This is a genomic window from Flavobacterium sp. KBS0721, from assembly GCF_002007065.3.
GTDB lineage: Bacteria > Bacteroidota > Bacteroidia > Flavobacteriales > Flavobacteriaceae > Flavobacterium > Flavobacterium piscis.
The window spans coordinates 4,838,200-4,859,767 of record NZ_CP042170.1; the positions used below are offsets into that span (position 1 = coordinate 4,838,200).

Consider the following 21,568-nt stretch of genomic DNA (forward strand, 5'->3'; position numbering starts at 1 on the left):
AAAAAATCTTTTTACACAGTCTGACGCTCGTGTTTTCCTTCTTTAATTTCTTCCACCATTTTTTTATTAAAAGCGGGCAAATCATTCGGGTTTCGGCTGGTTACTAATCCGTTGTCTACGACTACTTCTGAGTCTTCCCATTGTGCTCCCGCATTTATCAAATCGTTTTTCACAGAGAAGAACGAAGTTACTTTTCGACCTTTTAAAACATCAGCGTCTACCAAAATTTGTGGACCATGACAAATAGCCGCTACAGGTTTTTTATTTTCAAAAAAGGAACGTACAAAATTTACTGCAGCTTCTTCTCTTCTCAATAAATCAGGATTTATAACTCCTCCCGGAAGAACCAAAGCATCATAATCTGCTTCATTTGCCTGATCTAATACTACATCAACATTATATTCCTTGCTCCAGTTACCGTCTTTCCAGGATTTGATAGTTCCAGATTTTAAACTGATGATATCTGCATTCCAGCCTTGCTCTTCTAAATAGGCTTTAGGCGATGATAATTCTGATTCTTCAAAACCGTTTGTGGCTAATATGGCTATATTCTTTTTCATAATTTTAATTTTTAAAACGTTATTAATTTTGATTTAGTTAAAATTAGTAATTCCATACAGCCAACGAAAACAGACGATGTTAAACCTTTGTTTAAAAAAAGTTAATTAACTGAAGTTCAAATTATTATTAAAAATTAAATTGAAATTATATAAAAATCATGTCAATTTGGATTATTATTTTATAGGACAAAAGTTCAGAAAATAATTAAATTACTTAGTATAAAAATGAAAGCAGTTTTTTCTTTTAAAAAATAAAATCTTCTTATGGACAACTGCCCTAGCCCTGATGGGAGGGAAAATCCTTTTTCTTGCTCCTTTAGCAAGGAAAAGATTTGGAAGGACAGCAGGAATAGCTCCTAAAAAAACTTAAATTCCAAATTTTAAAATTCCAAATTCCAAAAGGATTTATTTGAGTTTTGTTTTCATAAGCCTTCGACTACGCTCAGGATGACTATTGGGTTGTTCTTTTCCTACAAGATTCAATTTTAACAGCGATTGCGATAATTAATTGCTATTTTTGATTTTCTCTTAAAAATACAATTCGTCAGGTAATTTCAACTTTAGTTTATTTTTTTAATCCTGATTCATACAAAAACCAATTATAACAATATTAGATTATGAATGTTCTACTCATTGAGGATGATAAACGCATTAGCGAATTTATTATAAAAGGTTTAGAAGAAAATAATTTTACGGTACATCTGGCTGAAACGGGCGAGATTGCGCGGGATTTACTTCAGCACGATACGTGGGATATTATCCTGATGGATATTATGTTGCCGGGAATCGACGGAATTCAGCTCACGAAAATGATGCGTTTCAAGAAAATTCATACTCCAATATTAATGCTCAGCGCACTCAGCGATACTGATGATAAGGTAAATGCGCTGGATTCCGGTGCCGATGATTATTTGGTTAAACCTTTTCATTTTAAGGAATTAATCTCGAGGGTAAATGCTTTGACGCGCAGAACTAAATTTAATTACGATAAAGTAGAAACTTTATACACCTTGGGAAGTTTAGCCATAAATCCCGAAGAACATAAAGTTACCGAAAATGATGTTTTGATTGATCTATCTCCGCGTGAATACAAATTGCTTATATTTTTACTGGAAAACAGAAATAAGGTAATGTCAAGAACTCAGATTTTAAACGCTGTTTGGGGCATTAATTATGATAATAATACAAATGTTGTCGATGTTTATATTTCTTATTTAAGAAACAAAATCGAACAAAATCATAAATTCATCCATACCATAAAAGGAACTGGGTATATGCTTAAAGAACAGTCATGAAAATTCGCAACAAGTTTACCTTAATATCTTCTTTCACGTTTAGCGTTGTCTTTGTAATTGCTTCTATTATTACGTATTTGTCTTTTTATGGCTATTCTGAAAAGATCATTTTTAATGAACTTCAGAAAACATGTTTGTTAACCGGTATTTTTTATCTGGAAAAAGATGAATTACCGGAGAATCAGCATTTGATCATTGGGCAGCAATTCAGGGAAAATTCACTTGAGATTATTTCGCGTGTTTATAATAATAAAAATGAAATTGTATACGGAGATAAAACAATCGATCACAATATAAATGCAGAACGACTGGATTACATTCGTAAGAATCGAAAATTGAATTTTAAATCGAATCATCATTTTTATTTTGGAAGTTTTTATCATGATAATCAGGGAGATTTTGTGGTTTTTGTCAAGAAAAACGATCAGGAGTTTAAAACCATTACCAACAGATTATTAATCATTATGATTTTGGTTTTAATAAGCGGATTAATCACGATATATATTGTGAGTCGTTTGCTTTCGAATCTGGCGTACAGTCCGATAAAAAATATTATCAATCAGGTAAATGAAATCGAAGCTTCGTCGCTCGATCGTCATATTGTTTCGCCAAACACCAAAGATGATATTCAGGAACTGATCGAGACATATAATAATTTGTTTAAGCGGCTTTCGGACACTTTTATCATTCAGAAAAACTTTATCAATTATGTTTCGCATGAATTCAAAACACCTTTAACCGCAATATCAGGAAATCTGGAAGTATTTGCACAAAAGGACAGAACTAGTGCCGAATACAAAGAAATGTCTGAAAAAGTATTAGAAAACGTATATCAGATCGAAGATACGATGAACACGCTGATGATGCTTTCGGGATTGAGAAATAATACAGAACTCAATGAAATTTTTAGGGTCGATGAATTGGTTTGGGACATCAACGATCAATTGCCGGATGTGTATCAGTTAAAAAGTTCTCAGATACAAATCGCGATTGAAATTGTCAATGACAAACTGCTTTCGATAAAAGGAAACAGCAACGAAATTAAGGTTGCTTTGTATAATATTATAGAAAATGCTGTAAAATACTCTAACGGAAATCCGATCAAAATAAGTTTGTTGCAACAAGATGATCAGCTTAAAATTGTAATTGAAGATCACGGAACCGGAATTAGCAAAGAGGATTTAAAATTCATCAAACAAACCTTTTATAGGGGCAAAAATGTCAATGATATAAAAGGCAGCGGTGTTGGGCTTTCGTTGGCCAATATTATCTTCAAACAAAATAATATTCACTTTACGATTACATCCAAAAAAGACGTTGGAACGACGGTAACCTTACTATTTCCGCCACTCTAATCGTTTTCTAATGTAACTCTAACTCCTTTCTAACACACATCAAATTAGGGTTTAATATGCTGTAGATAGCTTTGCATCATATTAAAAACAAACTTAATTTGAAACGTATACTCTTAACCCTACTCGTTATTGTATCGCACAAAAGTGTGGCACAAACTGCTGCAATAAACGATACAATTGTTCTTTCCCGAACACAGGCCGAGGCTTTGTTTCTGGATAAGAATATTGCTCTTCTTTCGGAAAAACTAAACATTGACATTGCCGATGCGCAGGTGATTCAGGCTAAATTATGGCCCAATCCTACCCTGACGATTGGCGAGCTTAACCTTTGGCACAATGCTACAGCACAGGAAGTTCCGCCTTTGTGGGGCAATTTTGGTAAAACTACTCAGGTTACTGCAGAACTTGAACAACTGGTACAAACAGCCGGAAAGCGTAAAAAGCTTATCGCGATGGAAAAAGTGAGCGCTGATATTGCTAAAGAATACTTTAAAACCTTTTTGCGCAATCTAAAAATTGAGTTTAGAGGTAATCTTACTGAACTACAATATACTCAGGCTCAGGAAGCAGTTTATAAAAAACAGCTTTCGTCGATGCAAACCATGCTAAAAGGATATGGCAATCAGGTCGCTCAGGGAAATATTGGCCGTGGCGAATACATTAGACTAAAAGCATCTGAACTGCAGTTCTTAAAAGAAATCAGCGATTTAAAGAAAGAAAACAATTCATTACAAAAAGAATTGAAGGTTTTAATGAATCTGCCTGCTACAAGCTACATCAAACTTACAGATGAAGGTTTTGTTCCTGACAATAAAAATATCGAAAATATCAACTTAGGCAATCTTATGGCTTCGGCAATAGAAAATCGTCCTGATATGAAAGTCATTAAGTTAGGAAATGATTACAACGATAATAAGTACAAATACGAAAAAGCAATGCGAACGCCTGATGTTACACTGGGCATTAGCTACGATCGTGGTGCCAGTACGATGAATGATTTCGTAGGACTTGGTTTTGCTTTGGATCTTCCGTTTTTTAATAGAAACCAAGGGAATATAAAAGCGGCAAAACTAGCAATCGAACAAGGTAAATTATTGACCGAAGAGAAAACAATAAGTGTACAATCTGAGGTTTTACAAGCTTATGAAGATCTTATTGTAACCAAAAAACTCTACGAAAGCGTTGAGGCTAATTATGAATCAGATTTAGATAAACTTCTCGAAAGCTACCACAAAAACTTCATGCAGCGCAACACCAGTATGTTAGAATATCTTGATTTTGTTGATGCTTATCTCGATAACAAATCGATCCTGCTGAATTCTAAAAAAGACCTGAATAAAAACCTTGAAGAATTGCGCTACATCGCGGGTCAGGAAATCAATTAAAATCTAATTATCTAAAAATAATACCAAACATAATGAAGAAACTTATTTTACTCCCGATATTTGGGTTAATGCTCGTTTACGGATGTGGCAAAAAAGAAGAAATCAAAGATACAAAAGAGGAAAAATTTTGTATCGACAAAGACTTAAAAGAAAAAATCACGATCGAACCCGTTCAAAAACGTTCGGTTAGCGAATCGATAAACCTTACCGGAAATATAACGTATAACGCCGATCACGTAGTACAGTTTAACAGCCTTGTTGAAGGAATTATTACCAAAACTACTTTTTCATTGGGTGATTATGTCAAAAAAGGACAAGTTCTGGCAGAGATAAAAAGTACAGAACTCAACAGTATGCAATCTGAAAGTAAATCGTTTCAATCGCAAATAGCGGTGGCACAACGTAATTTACAATCGACCAAATCGATGTTTGAAGACGGAATCGCTTCTCAGAAAGATTTAATGCAGGCACAAAGCGAACTGGATGTTTTAAAATCTTCTTTAGAAAATGTGAGAGCCAATCTTGCCATGTTTAGCGCCAGCAGCGAAAGATCTGTTTTCCTGATAAAAGCCCCCACTGAAGGTTATATCGTAGCTAAAAACATAAGCCCGGGAATGCAGATTACAGATGGCAGCGAGCCACTTTTTACCATTTCTGATCTCAAAGAAATCTGGGTTTTGGTCAATGTATACACCAGTAATTTAAAAAATGTGAGCGAAAATATGTTGGTCGATGTAACCACACCGGCATATCCGGATGAAATTTTTAAAGGAAAAATAAAAATGATGGCGAAAGTTTTTGATGCCGATGAACATGTTCTAAAAGCCAGAATTGTAATGGAAAACAAAAACTTAAAACTAAAACCGGGAATGACTGCCGATATCATTATCGATAAAAGTAAAGGTGGCGAAATGCTTGCTGCCGTTCCTGCAAAAGCAGTGATTTTTGATAACAATCGCGATCATATCCTGATTTATAAAAACGATTGCACGATCGAAACCAGAGAAGTGAATCCGATTATAAAAAACAACAATTGGATTTATTTTGATAAAGGAGTTAATGAAGGTGAAATGGTGATTACTAAAAATCAACTGCTAATTCACGAACGATTAAAAAACTAATTATCCCTAAAAACGGATAAACACCATACAAAATATGAAAAAATTTGTACAAGGACTGGTCGCTTTCTCGCTAAAAAACTCCCTCATCGTTTTTTTCCTGACAGCAGTACTACTGGTCGCCGGAATAGTCAGCTATATCCATACTCCCATCGAAGCTTTCCCTGATGTAACCAATACAAGGGCAAGAATCATTACGCAATGGCCCGGACGAAGTGCCGAAGAAGTAGAGAAATTCATCACACTTCCGATTTCGAAACAAATGAACACGATTCCTAAAAAAGCCGAAGTACGTTCTATTTCGCTTTTTGGATTATCGGTTGTAACCGTTTTGTTTGATGATGATGTCGAGGATTTTTACGCACAGCAATATGCTTCAAATCGCCTTAACGGATTAGATCTTCCGGAAGGTGCTGATGTTGATATTGAACCGCCATCCGGAGCAACGGGTGAGATATTCAGATATATCATCAAAAGTGATTTACCAATTAAGGAAATCAAAGCCATTCAGGATTGGGTAATCGAAAGAGAACTAATTGCCGTTCCCGGAGTTGCCGATGTGGTGAGTTTTGGTGGTGAAGAAAAAATCTTCGAAATCAAAATTAATCCAACCGAATTAGAAAACTACAACTTATCTGCACTTGATGTTTACGAAGCCGTTTCTAAAAGTAACGTAAATGTAGGTGGAGACGTAATTCAGCGTGGTGATCAGGCTTATGTAGTTCGCGGAGTTGGTCTGATTGATAAAGTCGAAGATATTGGGAATATCTTAATCGAAACCAAAGGATCATCGCCCATATTAGTAAAACACGTCGCCGAAGTTTCAATCTCTGCCAAACCAAGATTAGGTCAGGTAGGTTTAGATGGCGATGATGATGTGGTAGAAGGAATCGTGATTATGTTACGCGGAGAAAATCCGGGTGAAGTCATCAAGCGATTGAAAGATCGTTTGACAGAACTGAACGAAAGAGTGCTGCCGGATAATGTAAAAATAGTTCCGTTTATCGATCGTACCAAATTGGTCGACACAACAGTACATACCGTGACCAAGAATCTTATCGAAGGGATTTTATTGGTATCGCTAATCGTGTTTATTTTCCTCTACAACTGGAGAACCTCATTGATTGTGGCGTCTGTAATTCCGCTTTCGTTCTTGTTTGCGATTATAATGCTGCGTATTCAGGGCTTGCCTGCGAACTTAATTTCGATGGGAGCGCTTGATTTTGGATTACTGCTCGAAGGAACTTTGGTTATTGTCGAACAGGTTTTTGTCTCGCTCGAAAAGAAAGCGCATAAAGTAGGAATGGAACGCTTTAACAATATGAGTAAAATGGGACTTATTAAGAAAAGCGTGGGCAGCGTAGCCACGTATATTTTCTTTGCCCTCATCATTTTAATTGTGGCACTGCTCCCTATTTTCTCTTTCACGAAAGTGGAAGGAAAAATGTTCTCTCCCCTAGCCTTCACGCTAAGTTATGCATTATTAGGATCGTTGATTTTATCCCTTACTTATGTTCCGGCAATGTGTAAAGTCATGCTGACCAAAAACATAGTAGAGAAAGAAAATATGATTTCGCGTTTCTTTAGAGAAAACCTTTTTAAGCTTTTTAAATGGAGTACCAAACATCGCAAAGCAACCTTATATGCATTCTTAGGTTTACTAGCAATATGTTGTGCGAAGTTTGCTTTTTATGGTTCAGAATTTATTCCGAAACTGAATGAAGGAGCCATTTATGTAAGAGCCACTTTGCCTAACAGTATCAATCTGGACGAAGCAGTAAGACTTACCAAAGAAATGAAAACGAAAATAAGGAAGTTCGAAGAAGTAAAATTTGTCCTCACACAAACCGGGCGACCAAATGACGGAACAGATCCAACCGGATTTTTTAATATCGAATTGCATATCGAATTAAAACATCAGGACGAGTGGAAACGCGATATAAGCAAAGAACAACTAATCGCCGAGATCAAAAAAGAACTCGATGTATATCCCGGAATTGGATTTGGATTTAGCCAACCTATTCAGGATAACGTTGAGGAATATGTTGCCGGAGTAAAAAGTCCGCTGGTGATTAAGATATTCGGAAATGATCTTTTTCAACTCGAAGCCATGGCTGCAAAAGTGGCTAAATCGATCAAAGATGTAAAAGGAATCGAAGATATTAATGTGTATAAAAACATTGGTTTACCAGAATTAAGGATTCAGCTTCACGACGAAAAAATGGCGCGTTATGCCATAACAACCGCCGATGCCCAAGCCGTAATCCGAATGACCATTGGAGGTCAGGCCGCAACGAAGTTCTACGATGACGAAAAGATTTTTGATATCACTTTACGCTTCGAAAAAGAATATCGTGACTCAAAAGAAAAAATCGAAGACATTCTTATTCCAACTATGAATGGCAAGAAAGTCCCACTGAAAGAAATCGCAACCGTAGAATATAAAACAGGTCCCACGTTCATTTATCGTGAAGGAAACAGCCGCTATATTGCCGTAGGTTTTAGTATAGAAGGACGAGACCTGGGAAGTACGATTGATGAAGCACAGAAAAAAGTAGCTGCAGAAGTAAAACTGCCTAAAGAAAATGTAATGAAATGGGCAGGAGAATTCGAAAGCAAAGAAAGAGCTTCCAGACAATTAGCGATGATTGTTCCTGTTGTATTGATCTTGATTTTATGTTTGCTGTATTTCAATTTTGGCAATTTCAAAGATACTCTGGTCGCTGTGAGCGCAATGCCTTACGCCTTTATTGGTGGTTTCTTATCGCTTTGGGCAACAGGAACCGTATTCGGGATATCGGCCGGAATCGGATTTATTATTCTCTTTGGAGTAAGTGCCATCGACAGTATTGTCCTCATCGGAATCATCAAAGAAAACATGAGGGCTGGAATGCATTTAAAAGATGCCATCTCAAACGGAATTTACGCCAGAATTCGTCCTATTGTGATGATTGCCCTAATGGGATCGCTAGGATTATTACCTGCAGCATTGTCTACCGGAATGGGTTCCGAAGTTCAGAAACCATTGGCTATCATGATTGTGGGCGGATTAATAACCTGTATGATTTTATCCCTAACGGTTTTACCACAAGTATTTTATCTGGTCTATCGCAAAAAAGACCTGAGCAACACCGAGTCATAATTTATCTTACTATATTTATTTTTAAAAACACCTTTAGATGTAATGTTTAGAGGTGTATTTTTATTATAGCATACAATTGGATGTATCTCGTAGAGAATAAATATTGCTAAAAAAGCTTTTTCTAACGCAATCTTGACAAAGAAAATTTTACCGCAAAGTGCACAAAGAATTACGCAAAGTTCGCAAAGTATTGTGAATTACGCTTTGCTCTAAGTTCGCAAAGGAATTGTGTTTAAAGAATGACTTAATGAAAGCAAAACACTCTTTATAGGCTTTTATTTGATTATCAGTAAATTATAAAAACAAAAAATAGCTAAGAATAAAACATCTACCTTTGAAAAAAATATAAATGAACAAAGGCGGCCCAATTATTATAATTGAAGATGATTTAGACGATCAGGAAATTCTAACTGATATCTTTAAAGAACTTGATTATAAAAATGAAATTATCTTTTTTGCCGAAGGTGAAAAAGCATTAGAATACTTAACCTCTACACAAATTGAGCCTTTTATTATTTTTTCTGATATTAATATGCCAAAATTAAATGGCATGGAATTGCGGGAAAAAATTCATCAAAATGAAGATTTACGACTCAAATCAATCCCTTATTTATTCTTTTCTACAAGCGCAGAACAAAAACATGTTATAGATGCTTATTCAAAATCTATTCAGGGATTTTTTGTTAAGCCATCCGGCTACAACGAAATCAAAGAAATGATTAAAACAATTGTAAGTTACTGGGAAACTTGTGTTTCTCCCAACTATGTAAAGTAAATAATTGAAATTTTTCAACTTTAAAAACACCTCTGGACATAATCTTTAGAGGTGTTTTTTTTATGTTTAGGAGCAAATAAATTTCATTCCACCAGAACTTTAGTCCCGCTGTCCTCTATATCTTTTCCTGTCCGCCGCGGCAGACAGAAAAAGGATACCGTTCCCATCGGGGCTATTCTAGAAATTTAGTACTTCAATCACTTTTTAGCATTGCCCTAAAGTACCATCTTTGCTATAAAAAAAGATTAAATTCTTCATTTTATTTTGAATATATGTAGTTGACTACGTATATTTACACGCAGATTATTTTTATAAATACATAAGTAAATTAAAATGAGTAATAACATCAGTCAAACCCATACACAAAATACAATTGTAGTCAAGAAAGTCGACGATCAAGAACAAATAGAAACCGCATTTTCAATAAGAAGACAAGTATTTGTAGAAGAACAAAATGTATCACAGGAACGCGAATCGATGGATGATGAAGAAGCGGTGCACTATCTGGCAACCGTAAATGGATTACCAGCCGGAGCAGCGCGATACCGAAAAATGGAAAAAGGAGCGAAAATCGAAAGAATTGCTGTCCTGAATACCTTTAGAGGGCAACGAATTGGCGAAGCGATTCTATTGAAAATATTAGACGATTTAAAAAACGAAGCCAAAATTTATCTTTACGCTCAGGTAATCGCCACTCCATTCTACATCAAAAACGGATTCAGACAAACGGATAATTATTTCCTAGATGCCGGAATTGAGCACGTAGAAATGGACTTTATAAAATAATTTTAATAGTAAGCTCCAGCGGAGCGATATATTTATAGCAAATAATTAGCATCTCATCAGCAAAGCTCCAGCGGAGTAATATATATACCGCGTAATTTATATATCACCCCGATGGGGTTCTTGTAGAACAAACATATATTTTCTATAAATATTTCGTCCCGCTGGGACTTTTTGCTATTTAAAACAATCGAATTCATATTCCCGTAATACTCAATGATTTTTTAAATTTTGAAGATAAAAAACCCATAGTTTATAAAATCAATTTATTAATATGAAGTAAAGCTCCAGAGGAGCGAAATATTTATAGCAAACAATTAGCACCACGTCAACAAAGCTCCAGCGGAGCGATATATATATACCGCGTAATTTATATATCACCCCGAAGGTGTTCCTGTAGAACAAAACATATATTTTCTATAAATATTTCGTCCCGCTGGGACTTTTTTCTATTTAAAACAATCGAATTCAGATTCACGTAATACTCAATGATTTTTTAAATTCCGATGGCGATATTCCAGTGCTTCGCATAATGAATTTATTAAAATGACTACTATCAATAAAACCCAAATCATTGCTGATTTCAGAGAACGTCAAATTGCTTTTGCTTAATTTCTCTGTAACGACTTTCAGTTTTGTCTGCTCTATGTAATCACGTAAAGTTATATTGAGATGCGTTTTAAAATACTCACCAATATAATGGATCGAAACATTAAAATGATTCGCCATTTCTTTTTTCTTCAATAAATGCGGATTGGCAATATTCGATCTGATGTAACTTAAAATAGTATCAATTTTTAAAACTTCAGTCGTTTGAAAATTCAAACTATTCTCATTTATACTTGCATTTCGTCTAATAATCTGAATCAGTGACATCATTAAACTCTTGATTATGATTTCGTTTTGTCCTTTTGGTCTGGCAACTTCTTCAAGTATTTTCAGAATAATCATTTCACAAAAAGCTTTATCATCTTCAAGGAAAATCAAATTTCCGTTGGTTTGATTGTGGTAATAAAACAACTTCTCTATTTCCTCGATCTCTTTTTTATTCGAAAAGAAATTAGGCAGAAAACGCAAACAATGAAACTTGGTAGCTGTTACTGTTTTGAAAGAGTGATAATCCTTTGGCGTAAGCAAATAAATATCATGTTGTTTAAAATTATGAGGAATCGAATTTAGGATATGATTTCCGGTTCCGTACTCTATGTATAACAATTCGAAGAAATTATGCCTATGAACTTCCTTTTTCCAGGTAAGTTCTTCAACCGAATAAATTTCGAAATCTTTGTATATAAAAAAGGTGTCTTTCATAATCCTTAATTTTTACAAATATAACCGATATTTTTACATCAATTAATGATCTTGAACCTATTTACTTTGCAACAAGATTTAAAACTCAAAATACTACACTATGAACTCAGATATAACAAAAATAGGAATTCTTGGCATTGGCGGCATCGGTGGATTTGTTGGTGCTCCTCTGGCTAAAAAATATAAAGACAGCGAAACCAAAATCATATTCATTTGCAGAGGCAAAACCAAAAAAGCGATTCAAAATGAAGGTTTGCTATTTGAATCAAAAGGTGAAACCACCACTATATTTCCGGATTTAGTTTCAGACAATCCAACAGAAATTGGGATTCTGGATGTTTTAATACTTACTTCTAAATCCTATTCAATAAAAGATGTATTATCTACTTATAAAGATTGTATCAACGACAAAACGATCATAATCACTTTGCAAAATGTGGTAAATGCCAAAGAAATAATCAGAGAAACTTTGCCAGAAGCCGGACAAATTATGGAAGGTTGTATTTATGTGGCATCAAACGTAAAGAAACCCGGACATGTTCAGCATATTGGCGGACCAGGAAAAATTTTCGTTGGAGGAAAAGAGAATATACCATTAATAGAATTATTGACTGCCGGAGGTTTAGACATTACGTATGTCGATAACATCAATGAGATCTTATGGAAGAAATATCTTTTCGTTGCGCCCGTTGCCGGAATCACTTCTACCTATAAAGTTTCTTTTGGTCAGCTTCTGGAAGATGAAAATCTAATGCACATTCTTGAAAATATGATGATCGAGATTCAATCGCTTGCTAAGAAAAATAATATCAATTTGACTAATGAGGATATTGAAACTTCTAAAGACTTATTAACCAAATTTCCGTTTGAATCCAAATCATCTTTACAATTGGATTTTGAGAATCATAATCAAACTGAGAAACAATTTCTGGTTGACTATGTAATTCAAAATGCTAAAAAATACGGAATTGGAACTCCGTTTTATAATGATGTGAATGAAAAAATAAAAACGTCTTATAACGTTTTTTAATTATTCATTTTCAACTGGATTAAAATCCAGCCCTACAATATGAATCATTCCTCCGGAATTTTAAAATCTATGTGATATAATCATTAAATGATTTAAAAAAGAGCCGTAGGTTCCACCTATATTGAAGGGCCGGATTTTAATCCGGTTAAAAAATATTAGTTTATCATTAAATCCCGAAAATACATTTGATAAAAGTAGAGAAAGAAATAAATTATTCGGATTAACATGAAAATAAGAGTTTTATCTTAACTTTGTTCATCAACTTTAGTAAATTAATATCATGCAAGCAATTAACATCACAGCATATACCGAAGATGCTTCTCAAATAGAAGCTGTAAAAGCTTTTATGAAAGCACTAAAGATAAAATTCGAAATAGCAAATGTAAAGTCGTATGAATTATCTACTGAACAACAAGAAATTTTAGATAGTCAGATTAATTTAGACAAAAGTTTATACACAGATGCTGAATCAATTTATACCGATTTAAAAAAGAAGTATGAACTATAAGGTTATCGTTTCTCCAATTGCATTAAAAAATATTGAAGAAGCAGTTGAATATTACATTTTAAAAGCAACTAAAAAAGTAGCTTTAGACTTTCTTAATGATTATAAAAGTACTTATAAAGCTTTAAAGGTAAATCCATTCTATCAATTTCATGATAATAATTATCGCTTTTTACCTTTTAAAAAATTTCCTTATATCGCTTTTTTCATTGTTGACGAATTATCAAAAACTGTTTTTCTAAATGCCATTTTTCACACTTCTCAACATCCTGAAAAATATCCCACAAAATAAAAAAATACCATTTCTCGCCTAGCCCTGATCGAAGCGGCATCCTTTTATGGTGGGGTTCACCATAAAAGATATAGTGTAGAGCAGGACAAATGGTCTTTAAAACACGAAAATTATCTGCTCCTTAAAAAAATCATTATCGAAAAATCCCTTATAATTGAAGGCTTTCAGCGATATTTAATACTTGTCTATACAACAATAAGAAAATATTATGACAAATTTATTTCATAATCAGAAAAACCGCCATACATTTGCCTAACGGTGTTAAACAATTTAATACTTAATTAAAATGGCAAGTAAAGATCGAATTTTAAGACAAAAAGAAGAGACAAGAAGTAACATTCTTGAGGCTGCTTATGCTATCGTCAAAGAAGAAGGATGGCAAGGTCTGAGTATGCGAAAAATTGCTGACAAGATTGAATATACGGCTCCAATTATTTATGAGTATTTCTCGAATAAAGAAGCTATCCTTAACGAATTAACCGGGAAAGGGTTTATTAAGTTAACGAAAGAACTTCAGGAAGCCAAGGATAAATTTGAAAAACCGGAAGAACAACTAGAAGCCATGTGGATGGCGTATTGGGACTTCGCTTTTACAGATACTGAAATGTATCAGGTGATGTTTGGAGTGCAAATGAATTGTTGTCAGCAACAATGTTCGGCTCAGGAAAGACCCTATAAATTATTTACTTCGGTAATTGCTGAAATTATGAAAAACAGCAACCCTACTGATGAAGTAATCAAACAAAAATATTTTACTTTCTTCTCTGTTATTCACGGTTTAATCGCGATTAATATTATCAATAAAAGCGAAGTTATGGAAACTATCAACAATCAAATCCTAAAGGATGCGATTGGTGGAATTATAAAATCAATTCAATAAAAAAAATTTCATTTTAACTTAACAGTGATAAATGATTTAATAGGTAATTTAGCAACTATTTTTTTACTACTTTACTTAACAGTGTTAGAAAATTTAATTAGCGTAATATAGAGGCTTTTTTTTTAATTTTACTTAACAGTGATAAATAATTTAATACCGATTACGAAGTAGAATCGGAAAGCACTCTATTTGAATTTTTGCACTTATTTACTTAACGATGTTAGATAATTTAATATAATTAAATATGAATCCCGGGAATGCCACAGTACCAACAATTTTACAAAAACAGAATGTCCAACAAATTAAAACCAATACGAAAATGAAAAATGTAATTATAACCAGTTTTATTCTGGCGCTAGTGCTAAGCAGTTGTGCAGATAAATCGCAAGCTCCTGCAGCTCCTGCTCCACCATTATTACCAGTTTTAGCCATTACAAGCGAAAACACTACTACAGATGCTGAATATCCTGCTTCGATACAAGGAACAGTTGACGTTGAAATTCGCCCACAAGTAAGCGGAAACCTTGAAAGAGTGTATGTAGACGAAGGTGCTTATGTAACTAAAGGTCAGACTTTATTTAAAATAAACGAACGTCCGTTCCGTGAGCAACTAAACAATGCTTTGGCAAGTCTTCACGCTTACGAAGCTGCTTTAATCAACGCTCAGTTAGAAGTTGATAAATTAACTCCTCTCGTACAAAACAAAGTAGTTTCTGATTATCAGTTAAAAACGGCTAAAGCTTCTCAAAAAATTGCTGCTGCTAATATCGAACAAGCAAGAGCAATGGTAGGTTCTGCCAAAATTAACTTAGGATATACCAATGTTACAGCCCCAGTAAGTGGTTATATTGGGAGATTACCTAAAAAACAAGGAAGTTTAGTTTCTGCATCAGATGTTGAGCCATTAACAAACTTGTCTGATGTTCACGAAGTGTTTGCTTATTTCTCTTTAGGTGAAACTGATTTCATCAACTTTAAAGCGCAATACGCTGGAAATAGTTTAGGTGATAAACTAAAAAAATTACCTCCTGTTACTTTGGTTTTAGCAGATAACAACGCTTATCCTCAAACCGGAAAAATTGATATGGTAGACGGTCAGTTTGATAAAACTACCGGAGCAATTACTTTAAGAGCGACTTTCCCTAATGCTGGCGGAACTTTACGTTCAGGAAATACAGGAAAAATTCGTTTAGGTCTTCAACATGATGATGCTGTTTTGGTACCGCAATCGGCTACTGTAGAAATGCAGGATAAAGTTTTTGTTTTTACAGTAAATAAAGAAAATAAAGTGACCAAAATGCCTATCACGGTTTCTGGTAAAAGCGGAACAAATTACTTAATTAAAGATGGTGTAAAATCCGGTGACCAAATTGTATTAAGCGGTATCGATAAACTACAGGACGGACAAGTAATTCAGCCTGAGAAATCATCGCCTGCAAAAGTTGCCCAAATAATTAATAAAAAATAATTTTTACGAAAATGTTCAAAATATTTATACAAAGACCTGTACTGGCAACCGTTATTTCCATCTTATTGGTGATATTAGGTATACTTGGTCTTACGAAGTTGCCCTTACAACAGTTTCCTGATATTGCGCCGCCATCGGTTTTGGTAACTGCAGTTTATCCGGGAGCGAATGCAGAAACGGTTTTACGTTCTGTGGCACCATCTCTGGAAGAATCTATAAATGGTGTTGAGAACATGACTTACATGAGTTCTACAGCCAGTAATGATGGATCTCTTGCTATTACAGTTTTCTTTAAATTAGGAACAAATGCAGATCAGGCTGCAGTAAACGTGCAAAACAGAGTTGCTCAGGCAACGAGTCAATTGCCTGCAGAGGTTGTTCAGCAAGGTGTAACTACTGCCAAACAACAAAACAGTTTTATCATGGCCATTGGTATGTTTACCGAAGATGAGTCAAAATACGATCAGACTTTTGTTGCCAATTATGCACAGATTAATATTATTCCGGAGATCAAACGTATTCCGGGAGTTGGTTCTGCCAGTATTTTTGGAGGTGTAAAAGATTACTCGATGCGTGTTTGGTTAAACCCAACACAAATGTCAACTTACAAAGTGACACCAAACGAAATCATGAGCGCAATTCAGGATAAAAGTTTGGAAGCTGCTCCGGGTAAATTTGGAGAAAGAAGTAAAGAAGTTTTTGAATATGTAATTAAATACAAAGGAAAATTAACCAAACCCGAAGAGTATGAAAATATTGCTATACGTTCTAATGCAGATGGTTCAATACTTCGTCTTAAAGATGTAGCAAGAGTCGAACTTGGTGCTTATTCTTATAACAGTTTAACCCGTTTAAATGGTAAAAAAGGAGTTGTAATTGGTATTATCCAATTGGCAGGTTCTAACTCGAATGATATTCAGGTTGCTATCAACAAATTGATGGTGAAAGCCTCAAAAGATTTCCCAACAGGAATAAAACATAACATTTTCTATAGTACAAAAGTTGCCTTAGATCAGTCTATTGAGCAAGTTCAGCATACTTTACTTGAAGCGTTTATATTGGTATTTATCGTAGTATTTATATTCCTTCAGGACTTTAGATCAACATTAATCCCGGCTATTGCTGTACCTGTAGCAATTTTAGGAACGTTCTTCTTCATGCAGTTATTCGGATTCTCGATCAATCTTCTAACACTTTTCGCTTTAATTCTGGCGATTGGTATTGTGGTAGATGATGCGATTGTCGTCGTCGAAGCCGTGCATGCTAAAATGGAGCACAAACATTTGTCTCCAAAAGTAGCAACTCATGAAGCAATGCACGAAATAACGGGTGCTATTATCTCGATTACGCTGGTAATGGCTGCTGTATTCCTGCCGGTTGGTTTTATGGAAGGCTCAACAGGGGTTTTCTATCGTCAGTTTGCCTTTACGATGGCAATTGCAATTGTAATCTCGGCGGTAAACGCTTTAACTTTAAGTCCTGCACTTGCTGCATTATTCTTAAAAGACAATCATTCGGCTCATGGAGATGGTCCTTATGAGAAACAAGGATTTAAACAAAAATTCTTTAACGGATTCAACAAAAGTTTTGATTCCCTAACCAACCGTTATGTTGGAGGTTTGAAATTTTTAATCCGCAGAAAATGGTTAAGTTTAGGAGGTTTGGCATTAATTACTGTAGCTACTGTAATTATGGTAAAAACAACTCCTGCAGGATTTATCCCAACAGAAGATCAAGGATTTATTGCGATTGCAGTAAACACACCTTCAGGAACATCTCTTGACGGAACTCAAAAAGTAATGACCGAAGCAGAAAATATTCTGAGCAAACTGGATGCCTCAAGAGACGTTACCGCTATTTCAGGTTTCAACTTATTGACTAATTCTACAAGTCCGTCTTCAGCAGTTGTTTTCGTATTGCTTAAACCAAACGAAGATCGTGGAGAAATCAAGAATATCGACGAAATCATGAATCAGGTTCGTGGTAAATTAGGTGCTATTTCCGGAGGAAGTTTCTTCGTGTTCAGTTTCCCAACCGTTCCCGGATTTAGTAATGTTGAAGCTTTAGATTTGGTACTTCAGGATAAAACCGGAGGAAAACTGGATAAGTTTAGCGGAATTTCTCAAAACTTCATCGGAGAATTGATGAAACGCCCGGAAATTGCCGTAGCCTTTACCTCTTTTAAAGCCGATTATCCTCAATTGCAATTGGATATCAACGACGAAAAAGCAAACCAATTGGGTGTGAATGTAAAAGACATTTTGCAAACCATGCAAACCTATTTTGGTAGCGCACAAGCTTCTGACTTTAACCGATTTGGTAAATATTACCGAGTTGTAGTTCAGGCTGATATTGCTGACAGAGCTGATCCGTCATCAATTGACCGAGTTTTCGTTAAAAACAAAACTGGCGAAATGGTACCCATAAATACCTTAGTAAAACTAACTCGTATTTATGGTTCAGAAACCGCTTCGAGATACAACTTGTTTAATTCGATTTCGATAAATGCGATCCCAAAACCAGGATTTAGTTCCGGAGATGCCATTAAAGCAATACAAGAAGTTGCAGCACAACAATTACCTGCGGGTTATGGTTTTGAATTTTCAGGACAAACTCGTGAAGAGATTTCGTCCGGAGGTCAGTCGGCAACAATTTTCTTACTGTGTTTGATATTCATCTATTTCTTACTTGCTGCACAGTACGAAAGTTACATCTTGCCATTGGCCGTAATTTTATCTATCCCTGCAGGTATATTTGGAGTATTCGTAGCTATTGGATTAACAGGAATTGAAAATAACATTTACGTACAAGTTGCACTGGTAATGCTTATTGGTCTGCTCGCCAAAAATGCGATTTTGATTATCGAATTCGCCGTCCAGAAACGAAAATCAGGTCAGGCATTGGTAAAAGCAGCAATCGATGCAGCCAAACTACGTTTACGTCCAATTATCATGACGTCACTAGCCTTTATTGTGGGATTAATCCCGATGATGAGCGCCACAGGACCATCAGCACAAGGTAACCACTCAATTAGTATTGGTGCCGCCGGAGGTATGATATCAGGAGTAATATTAGGGTTGTTTATCATCCCGGTTTTATTCATCATCTTCCAATATTTACAAGAAAAGGTTTCTGGAAAACCAGTAGCCGTAATTCATAACGAAGAAAAATAAAAATGGAAAACTATATAACGACAATCCTCGTAGCCATTATCATTGGCATTGGATACATATCCTATAAAATCTCAAGAGATCTTGATAGTAGAAAAGATACTTGTACAGAAATTTAATGACAACATATAAAATGAAAAATTATATAACCAAAATCGTGATGATCGCCATTTTGATCACGACTATAATATCCTGTAAAGTTTCGAAGGATATTGAAACTCCAAAAGATGCATTTCCTGAAAATTTCAGGAATGCATCGGTTTCAAAAGATACTACAAGTATTGCTGACGTGGAGTGGAAAAATTTCTTTACAGAAAAAGATATTATTGAGCTCATCGATAGCGCTGTAGCCAGAAATAATGACTTACAGATTGCTACTAAAAATATCGAAATTGCACAATACCGATTCACACAATCTAAATGGGGAAATGTTCCTCAGGTAAATCTTAATGTAAGTGCAAGTACAAGCAATCCATCTGATAATAGTTTTACCGGAAAGAATTTAGGTCAGGCTTTGGGCCAAAACCATATTGATGATTATTCGGCCGGAGCAACACTTTCCTGGGAAGCTGATATTTGGGGTAAAATCCGTAATCAGAAAAAAGGGGCGTTTGCAGGTTATCTTCAGTCAGAAGAAGTAAAAAAAGCATTGCAAACGACTATCGTAGCCAATGTTTCTAAAGGATATTACAACCTTTTGATGTTAGATGCGCAGTTAGAAATCGCCAAACAGAATTATAAATTGAATGATAGCACAACCAATATCATTAAATTAAAATACGATGCCGGACAGGTTACTACATTAGCGATTCAACAATCTGAAGCACAAAAATTGGTTTCGGCACAATTGATTCCGCAATTAGAACAAAACATTGCCATTCAGGAAAATGCGTTAAGCGTTCTAACAGGATCATTCCCGAATTCTAAAACCAGAACAACTCGCTTAAGTGTTCTTGAAGTGAAAAACAATAACGCAATCGGAATTCCGTCTTCACTAGTAAGCCGAAGACCGGATGTAAAAAGTGCCGAATTAGCGCTTAAAGTTGCCAATGCAAATGTAGGAATCACAAAAGCCGACTTGTATCCTTCACTTAAAATTACTGCTCAGGGTGGCGTAAATTCATTCGAAACCAGCAATTGGTTCAACATTCCGGCTTCATTGTTCGGAACCGTTGCCGGAGGATTAACACAACCTTTGTTAAACAATAAAAAAGTAAGAACGCAATATAATATTGCCGTTGCCGAAAGAGAAAAAGCAGTTTTAAGCTTTAGACAATCTGTTTTGGTTGCAGTTAGCGAAGTATCTGATGCTTTGGTAAAAGTAGAGAAATTGCAACAGCAAGAATCTTTCCTAAAAGAAAGAGTAAAAACATTACAACAAGCCATTAAAAATGCCAATTTGTTATTCAAAAATGGTATGGCTGAATATCTTGAAGTGCTTTCGGCGCAATCAAATTTACTACAAAGTGAGTTAGAATTAGCTGATATAAAAAGACAACAGCTTTCTGCCAACACCGAGTTATATCGTGCATTAGGAGGCGGCTGGAGATAATACCCATTACCCGTTAATTATTTATTTTTTGAGATGAAAACGCTGTGAGACTTAGGTTTTACAGCGTTTTTTAATTTGCTGCAAAGTCGCTAAGACACAAAGTTTTAAAAATAATTCGTGAATTCGTGGCTGCAAAATTATCTTTGAATTTAATCGCCATGAATACACGAATTATTTTTTAGCAGAATTCTCAAAATTTACCACAATAAAAATTTGCGTAAATTTGTGTAATTCGCGGCAAAAAAAACTTTGTGCCTTTGCGCCTTAGTGGCAAAAAAAATTCAACAAAATGTCAATCAATCAAGCAAAATACATTAACGATCTAAAAGCAAAATTCAATAGCTACTCTACTATTTCTCAGAAATCCTGGCAATTAATCGAAAATAACATTGAGATAAATTCAATTGAAAAAGGAGAATTACTTTTAAGAAATGGTCAAATTGCAAAAGAAATTCATTTTGTTGCTAAAGGTGCTTTACGCGCTTTTATAACCGATAAAGAAGGAAATATTTATAATAAAAACATCTTTCTCGAAGGAGATCTTGCAGGATCTACAGCTTCATTAATACAGCAAACTCCTTCTGATTTTTCTATTGAAGCGCTGGAAGATGCTGTTTTAATCAACATTAATTATAAAAAATACAGGGAACTTATTTTTCAAAATGATGATTTAAAAAACTTCTATATTGCTTATCTCGAAAGAAATTGGGTAATCGAAAAAGAACAAAGGGAAATCTCGATAGTCATGGAAAATGCCACCGAACGATATCTGGATCTCTTAGCCAAACATCCTGATCTTGAAGAGCGAATTGCATTGCTTCATATCGCATCACATTTAGGAATCACACCCACACAACTAAGCCGAATCAGGAAAACACTGGAGAAAGATTTGTAAATCAACATATGTAAAGGTTTCTTATAAAACCTAAAGTTATCTTTGTGTCTCA

17 protein-coding genes are annotated in these 21,568 nt (G+C 35.0%); 15 read left to right on the forward strand and 2 right to left on the reverse strand.

The features are described from left to right. Nucleotides 1–11: 11 nt before the first annotated feature. Nucleotides 12–560 (reverse strand): type 1 glutamine amidotransferase domain-containing protein, encoded by a 549-nt coding sequence (locus B0M43_RS20285; protein WP_078007962.1) that lies wholly within the window; start codon nt 558–560, stop codon nt 12–14. A gap of 617 nt (nt 561–1,177) precedes the next feature. Here B0M43_RS20285 and B0M43_RS20290 point away from each other — a divergent pair. The 7 genes from B0M43_RS20290 (at nt 1,178) to B0M43_RS20320 (ending at nt 10,416) form a co-directional block, all read left to right on the forward strand. Continuing rightward, nucleotides 1,178–1,855, forward strand: a complete 678-nt coding sequence (locus tag B0M43_RS20290; protein WP_078007963.1) for a response regulator transcription factor — start codon at nt 1,178–1,180, stop codon at nt 1,853–1,855. After that, on the forward strand, nt 1,852–3,210 hold the full coding sequence (locus B0M43_RS20295) for a HAMP domain-containing sensor histidine kinase (protein WP_078007964.1): 1,359 nt from the start codon (nt 1,852–1,854) through the stop codon (nt 3,208–3,210). Before B0M43_RS20290 ends, B0M43_RS20295 begins: the two co-directional genes overlap by 4 nt. 98 nt (nt 3,211–3,308) lie before the next feature. Next, nucleotides 3,309–4,595, forward strand: a complete 1,287-nt coding sequence (locus B0M43_RS20300; protein ID WP_123921826.1) for a TolC family protein — start codon at nt 3,309–3,311, stop codon at nt 4,593–4,595. 32 nt (nt 4,596–4,627) lie between these two features. Further along, nucleotides 4,628–5,716 (forward strand): efflux RND transporter periplasmic adaptor subunit, encoded by a 1,089-nt coding sequence (locus B0M43_RS20305; protein WP_078007966.1) that lies wholly within the window; start codon nt 4,628–4,630, stop codon nt 5,714–5,716. Between the two features lie 34 nt (nt 5,717–5,750). Next, complete coding sequence (locus B0M43_RS20310) at nt 5,751–8,855, forward strand: efflux RND transporter permease subunit (RefSeq protein ID WP_078007967.1); 3,105 nt, start codon at nt 5,751–5,753, stop codon at nt 8,853–8,855. Between the two features lie 349 nt (nt 8,856–9,204). Further along, the gene (locus tag B0M43_RS20315) at nt 9,205–9,630 is read left to right on the forward strand and encodes a response regulator (RefSeq protein ID WP_078007968.1); all 426 of its coding nucleotides are present in this window, start codon (nt 9,205–9,207) and stop codon (nt 9,628–9,630) included. A 333-nt stretch (nt 9,631–9,963) separates the two neighbouring features. Continuing rightward, the gene (locus tag B0M43_RS20320) at nt 9,964–10,416 is read left to right on the forward strand and encodes a GNAT family N-acetyltransferase (protein WP_078007969.1); all 453 of its coding nucleotides are present in this window, start codon (nt 9,964–9,966) and stop codon (nt 10,414–10,416) included. A 471-nt stretch (nt 10,417–10,887) separates the two neighbouring features. Here the strand turns inward: B0M43_RS20320 and B0M43_RS20325 are convergent, their stop codons facing one another. Next, nucleotides 10,888–11,724, reverse strand: coding sequence for a helix-turn-helix transcriptional regulator (locus B0M43_RS20325; RefSeq protein ID WP_078007970.1), 837 nt, complete (start codon nt 11,722–11,724; stop codon nt 10,888–10,890). Between the two features lie 100 nt (nt 11,725–11,824). On the opposite strand from B0M43_RS20325, the gene B0M43_RS20330 reads away from it, so the two are divergent. The 8 genes from B0M43_RS20330 to B0M43_RS20365 all read left to right on the forward strand — a co-directional run bounded on the left by B0M43_RS20330 (nt 11,825) and on the right by B0M43_RS20365 (nt 21,516). After that, a complete protein-coding gene (locus B0M43_RS20330; RefSeq protein WP_078007971.1) occupies nt 11,825–12,754 on the forward strand; it encodes a ketopantoate reductase family protein in 930 nt (309 codons plus the stop codon). Between the two features lie 280 nt (nt 12,755–13,034). Further along, nucleotides 13,035–13,262, forward strand: coding sequence for a DUF2683 family protein (locus tag B0M43_RS20335; protein ID WP_065449067.1), 228 nt, complete (start codon nt 13,035–13,037; stop codon nt 13,260–13,262). Beyond that, the gene (locus B0M43_RS20340) at nt 13,252–13,551 is read left to right on the forward strand and encodes a type II toxin-antitoxin system RelE/ParE family toxin (protein ID WP_055091471.1); all 300 of its coding nucleotides are present in this window, start codon (nt 13,252–13,254) and stop codon (nt 13,549–13,551) included. The genes B0M43_RS20335 and B0M43_RS20340 overlap by 11 nt, the downstream gene beginning before the upstream one ends. Nucleotides 13,552–13,837: 286 nt before the next feature. Then, a complete protein-coding gene (locus B0M43_RS20345; RefSeq protein ID WP_065449068.1) occupies nt 13,838–14,431 on the forward strand; it encodes a TetR/AcrR family transcriptional regulator in 594 nt (197 codons plus the stop codon). 244 nt (nt 14,432–14,675) lie between these two features. Then, entirely contained in the window at nt 14,676–15,899 is a 1,224-nt protein-coding gene (locus B0M43_RS20350) for an efflux RND transporter periplasmic adaptor subunit (RefSeq protein ID WP_078007972.1), read from the forward strand. A gap of 11 nt (nt 15,900–15,910) precedes the next feature. Continuing rightward, nucleotides 15,911–19,072: an efflux RND transporter permease subunit gene (locus tag B0M43_RS20355; RefSeq protein WP_078007973.1), complete on the forward strand. Its 3,162-nt coding sequence runs from the start codon at nt 15,911–15,913 to the stop codon at nt 19,070–19,072. A gap of 130 nt (nt 19,073–19,202) precedes the next feature. Next, nucleotides 19,203–20,621 (forward strand): TolC family protein, encoded by a 1,419-nt coding sequence (locus B0M43_RS20360; RefSeq protein ID WP_065449071.1) that lies wholly within the window; start codon nt 19,203–19,205, stop codon nt 20,619–20,621. A gap of 289 nt (nt 20,622–20,910) precedes the next feature. Further along, complete coding sequence (locus tag B0M43_RS20365) at nt 20,911–21,516, forward strand: Crp/Fnr family transcriptional regulator (RefSeq protein ID WP_078007974.1); 606 nt, start codon at nt 20,911–20,913, stop codon at nt 21,514–21,516. Nucleotides 21,517–21,568: the final 52 nt, after the last annotated feature.

Excerpts from the sequence above, each read along its gene's own strand:
- B0M43_RS20360 (WP_065449071.1), top strand. The coding sequence starts at position 19,203 with ATGAAAAATTATATAACCAAAATCGTGATGATCGCCATTTTGATCACG.
- B0M43_RS20365 (WP_078007974.1), top strand. The coding sequence starts at position 20,911 with ATGTCAATCAATCAAGCAAAATACATTAACGATCTAAAAGCAAAATTC.
- B0M43_RS20330 (WP_078007971.1), top strand. The coding sequence starts at position 11,825 with ATGAACTCAGATATAACAAAAATAGGAATTCTTGGCATTGGCGGCATC.
- B0M43_RS20320 (WP_078007969.1), top strand. The coding sequence starts at position 9,964 with ATGAGTAATAACATCAGTCAAACCCATACACAAAATACAATTGTAGTC.
- B0M43_RS20285 (WP_078007962.1), bottom strand. The coding sequence starts at position 560 with ATGAAAAAGAATATAGCCATATTAGCCACAAACGGTTTTGAAGAATCA.
- B0M43_RS20350 (WP_078007972.1), top strand. The coding sequence starts at position 14,676 with ATGAATCCCGGGAATGCCACAGTACCAACAATTTTACAAAAACAGAAT.
- B0M43_RS20335 (WP_065449067.1), top strand. The coding sequence starts at position 13,035 with ATGCAAGCAATTAACATCACAGCATATACCGAAGATGCTTCTCAAATA.
- B0M43_RS20340 (WP_055091471.1), top strand. The coding sequence starts at position 13,252 with ATGAACTATAAGGTTATCGTTTCTCCAATTGCATTAAAAAATATTGAA.
- B0M43_RS20325 (WP_078007970.1), bottom strand. The coding sequence starts at position 11,724 with ATGAAAGACACCTTTTTTATATACAAAGATTTCGAAATTTATTCGGTT.
- B0M43_RS20310 (WP_078007967.1), top strand. The coding sequence starts at position 5,751 with ATGAAAAAATTTGTACAAGGACTGGTCGCTTTCTCGCTAAAAAACTCC.
- B0M43_RS20315 (WP_078007968.1), top strand. The coding sequence starts at position 9,205 with ATGAACAAAGGCGGCCCAATTATTATAATTGAAGATGATTTAGACGAT.
- B0M43_RS20345 (WP_065449068.1), top strand. The coding sequence starts at position 13,838 with ATGGCAAGTAAAGATCGAATTTTAAGACAAAAAGAAGAGACAAGAAGT.
- B0M43_RS20305 (WP_078007966.1), top strand. The coding sequence starts at position 4,628 with ATGAAGAAACTTATTTTACTCCCGATATTTGGGTTAATGCTCGTTTAC.
- B0M43_RS20355 (WP_078007973.1), top strand. The coding sequence starts at position 15,911 with ATGTTCAAAATATTTATACAAAGACCTGTACTGGCAACCGTTATTTCC.
- B0M43_RS20295 (WP_078007964.1), top strand. The coding sequence starts at position 1,852 with ATGAAAATTCGCAACAAGTTTACCTTAATATCTTCTTTCACGTTTAGC.
- B0M43_RS20290 (WP_078007963.1), top strand. The coding sequence starts at position 1,178 with ATGAATGTTCTACTCATTGAGGATGATAAACGCATTAGCGAATTTATT.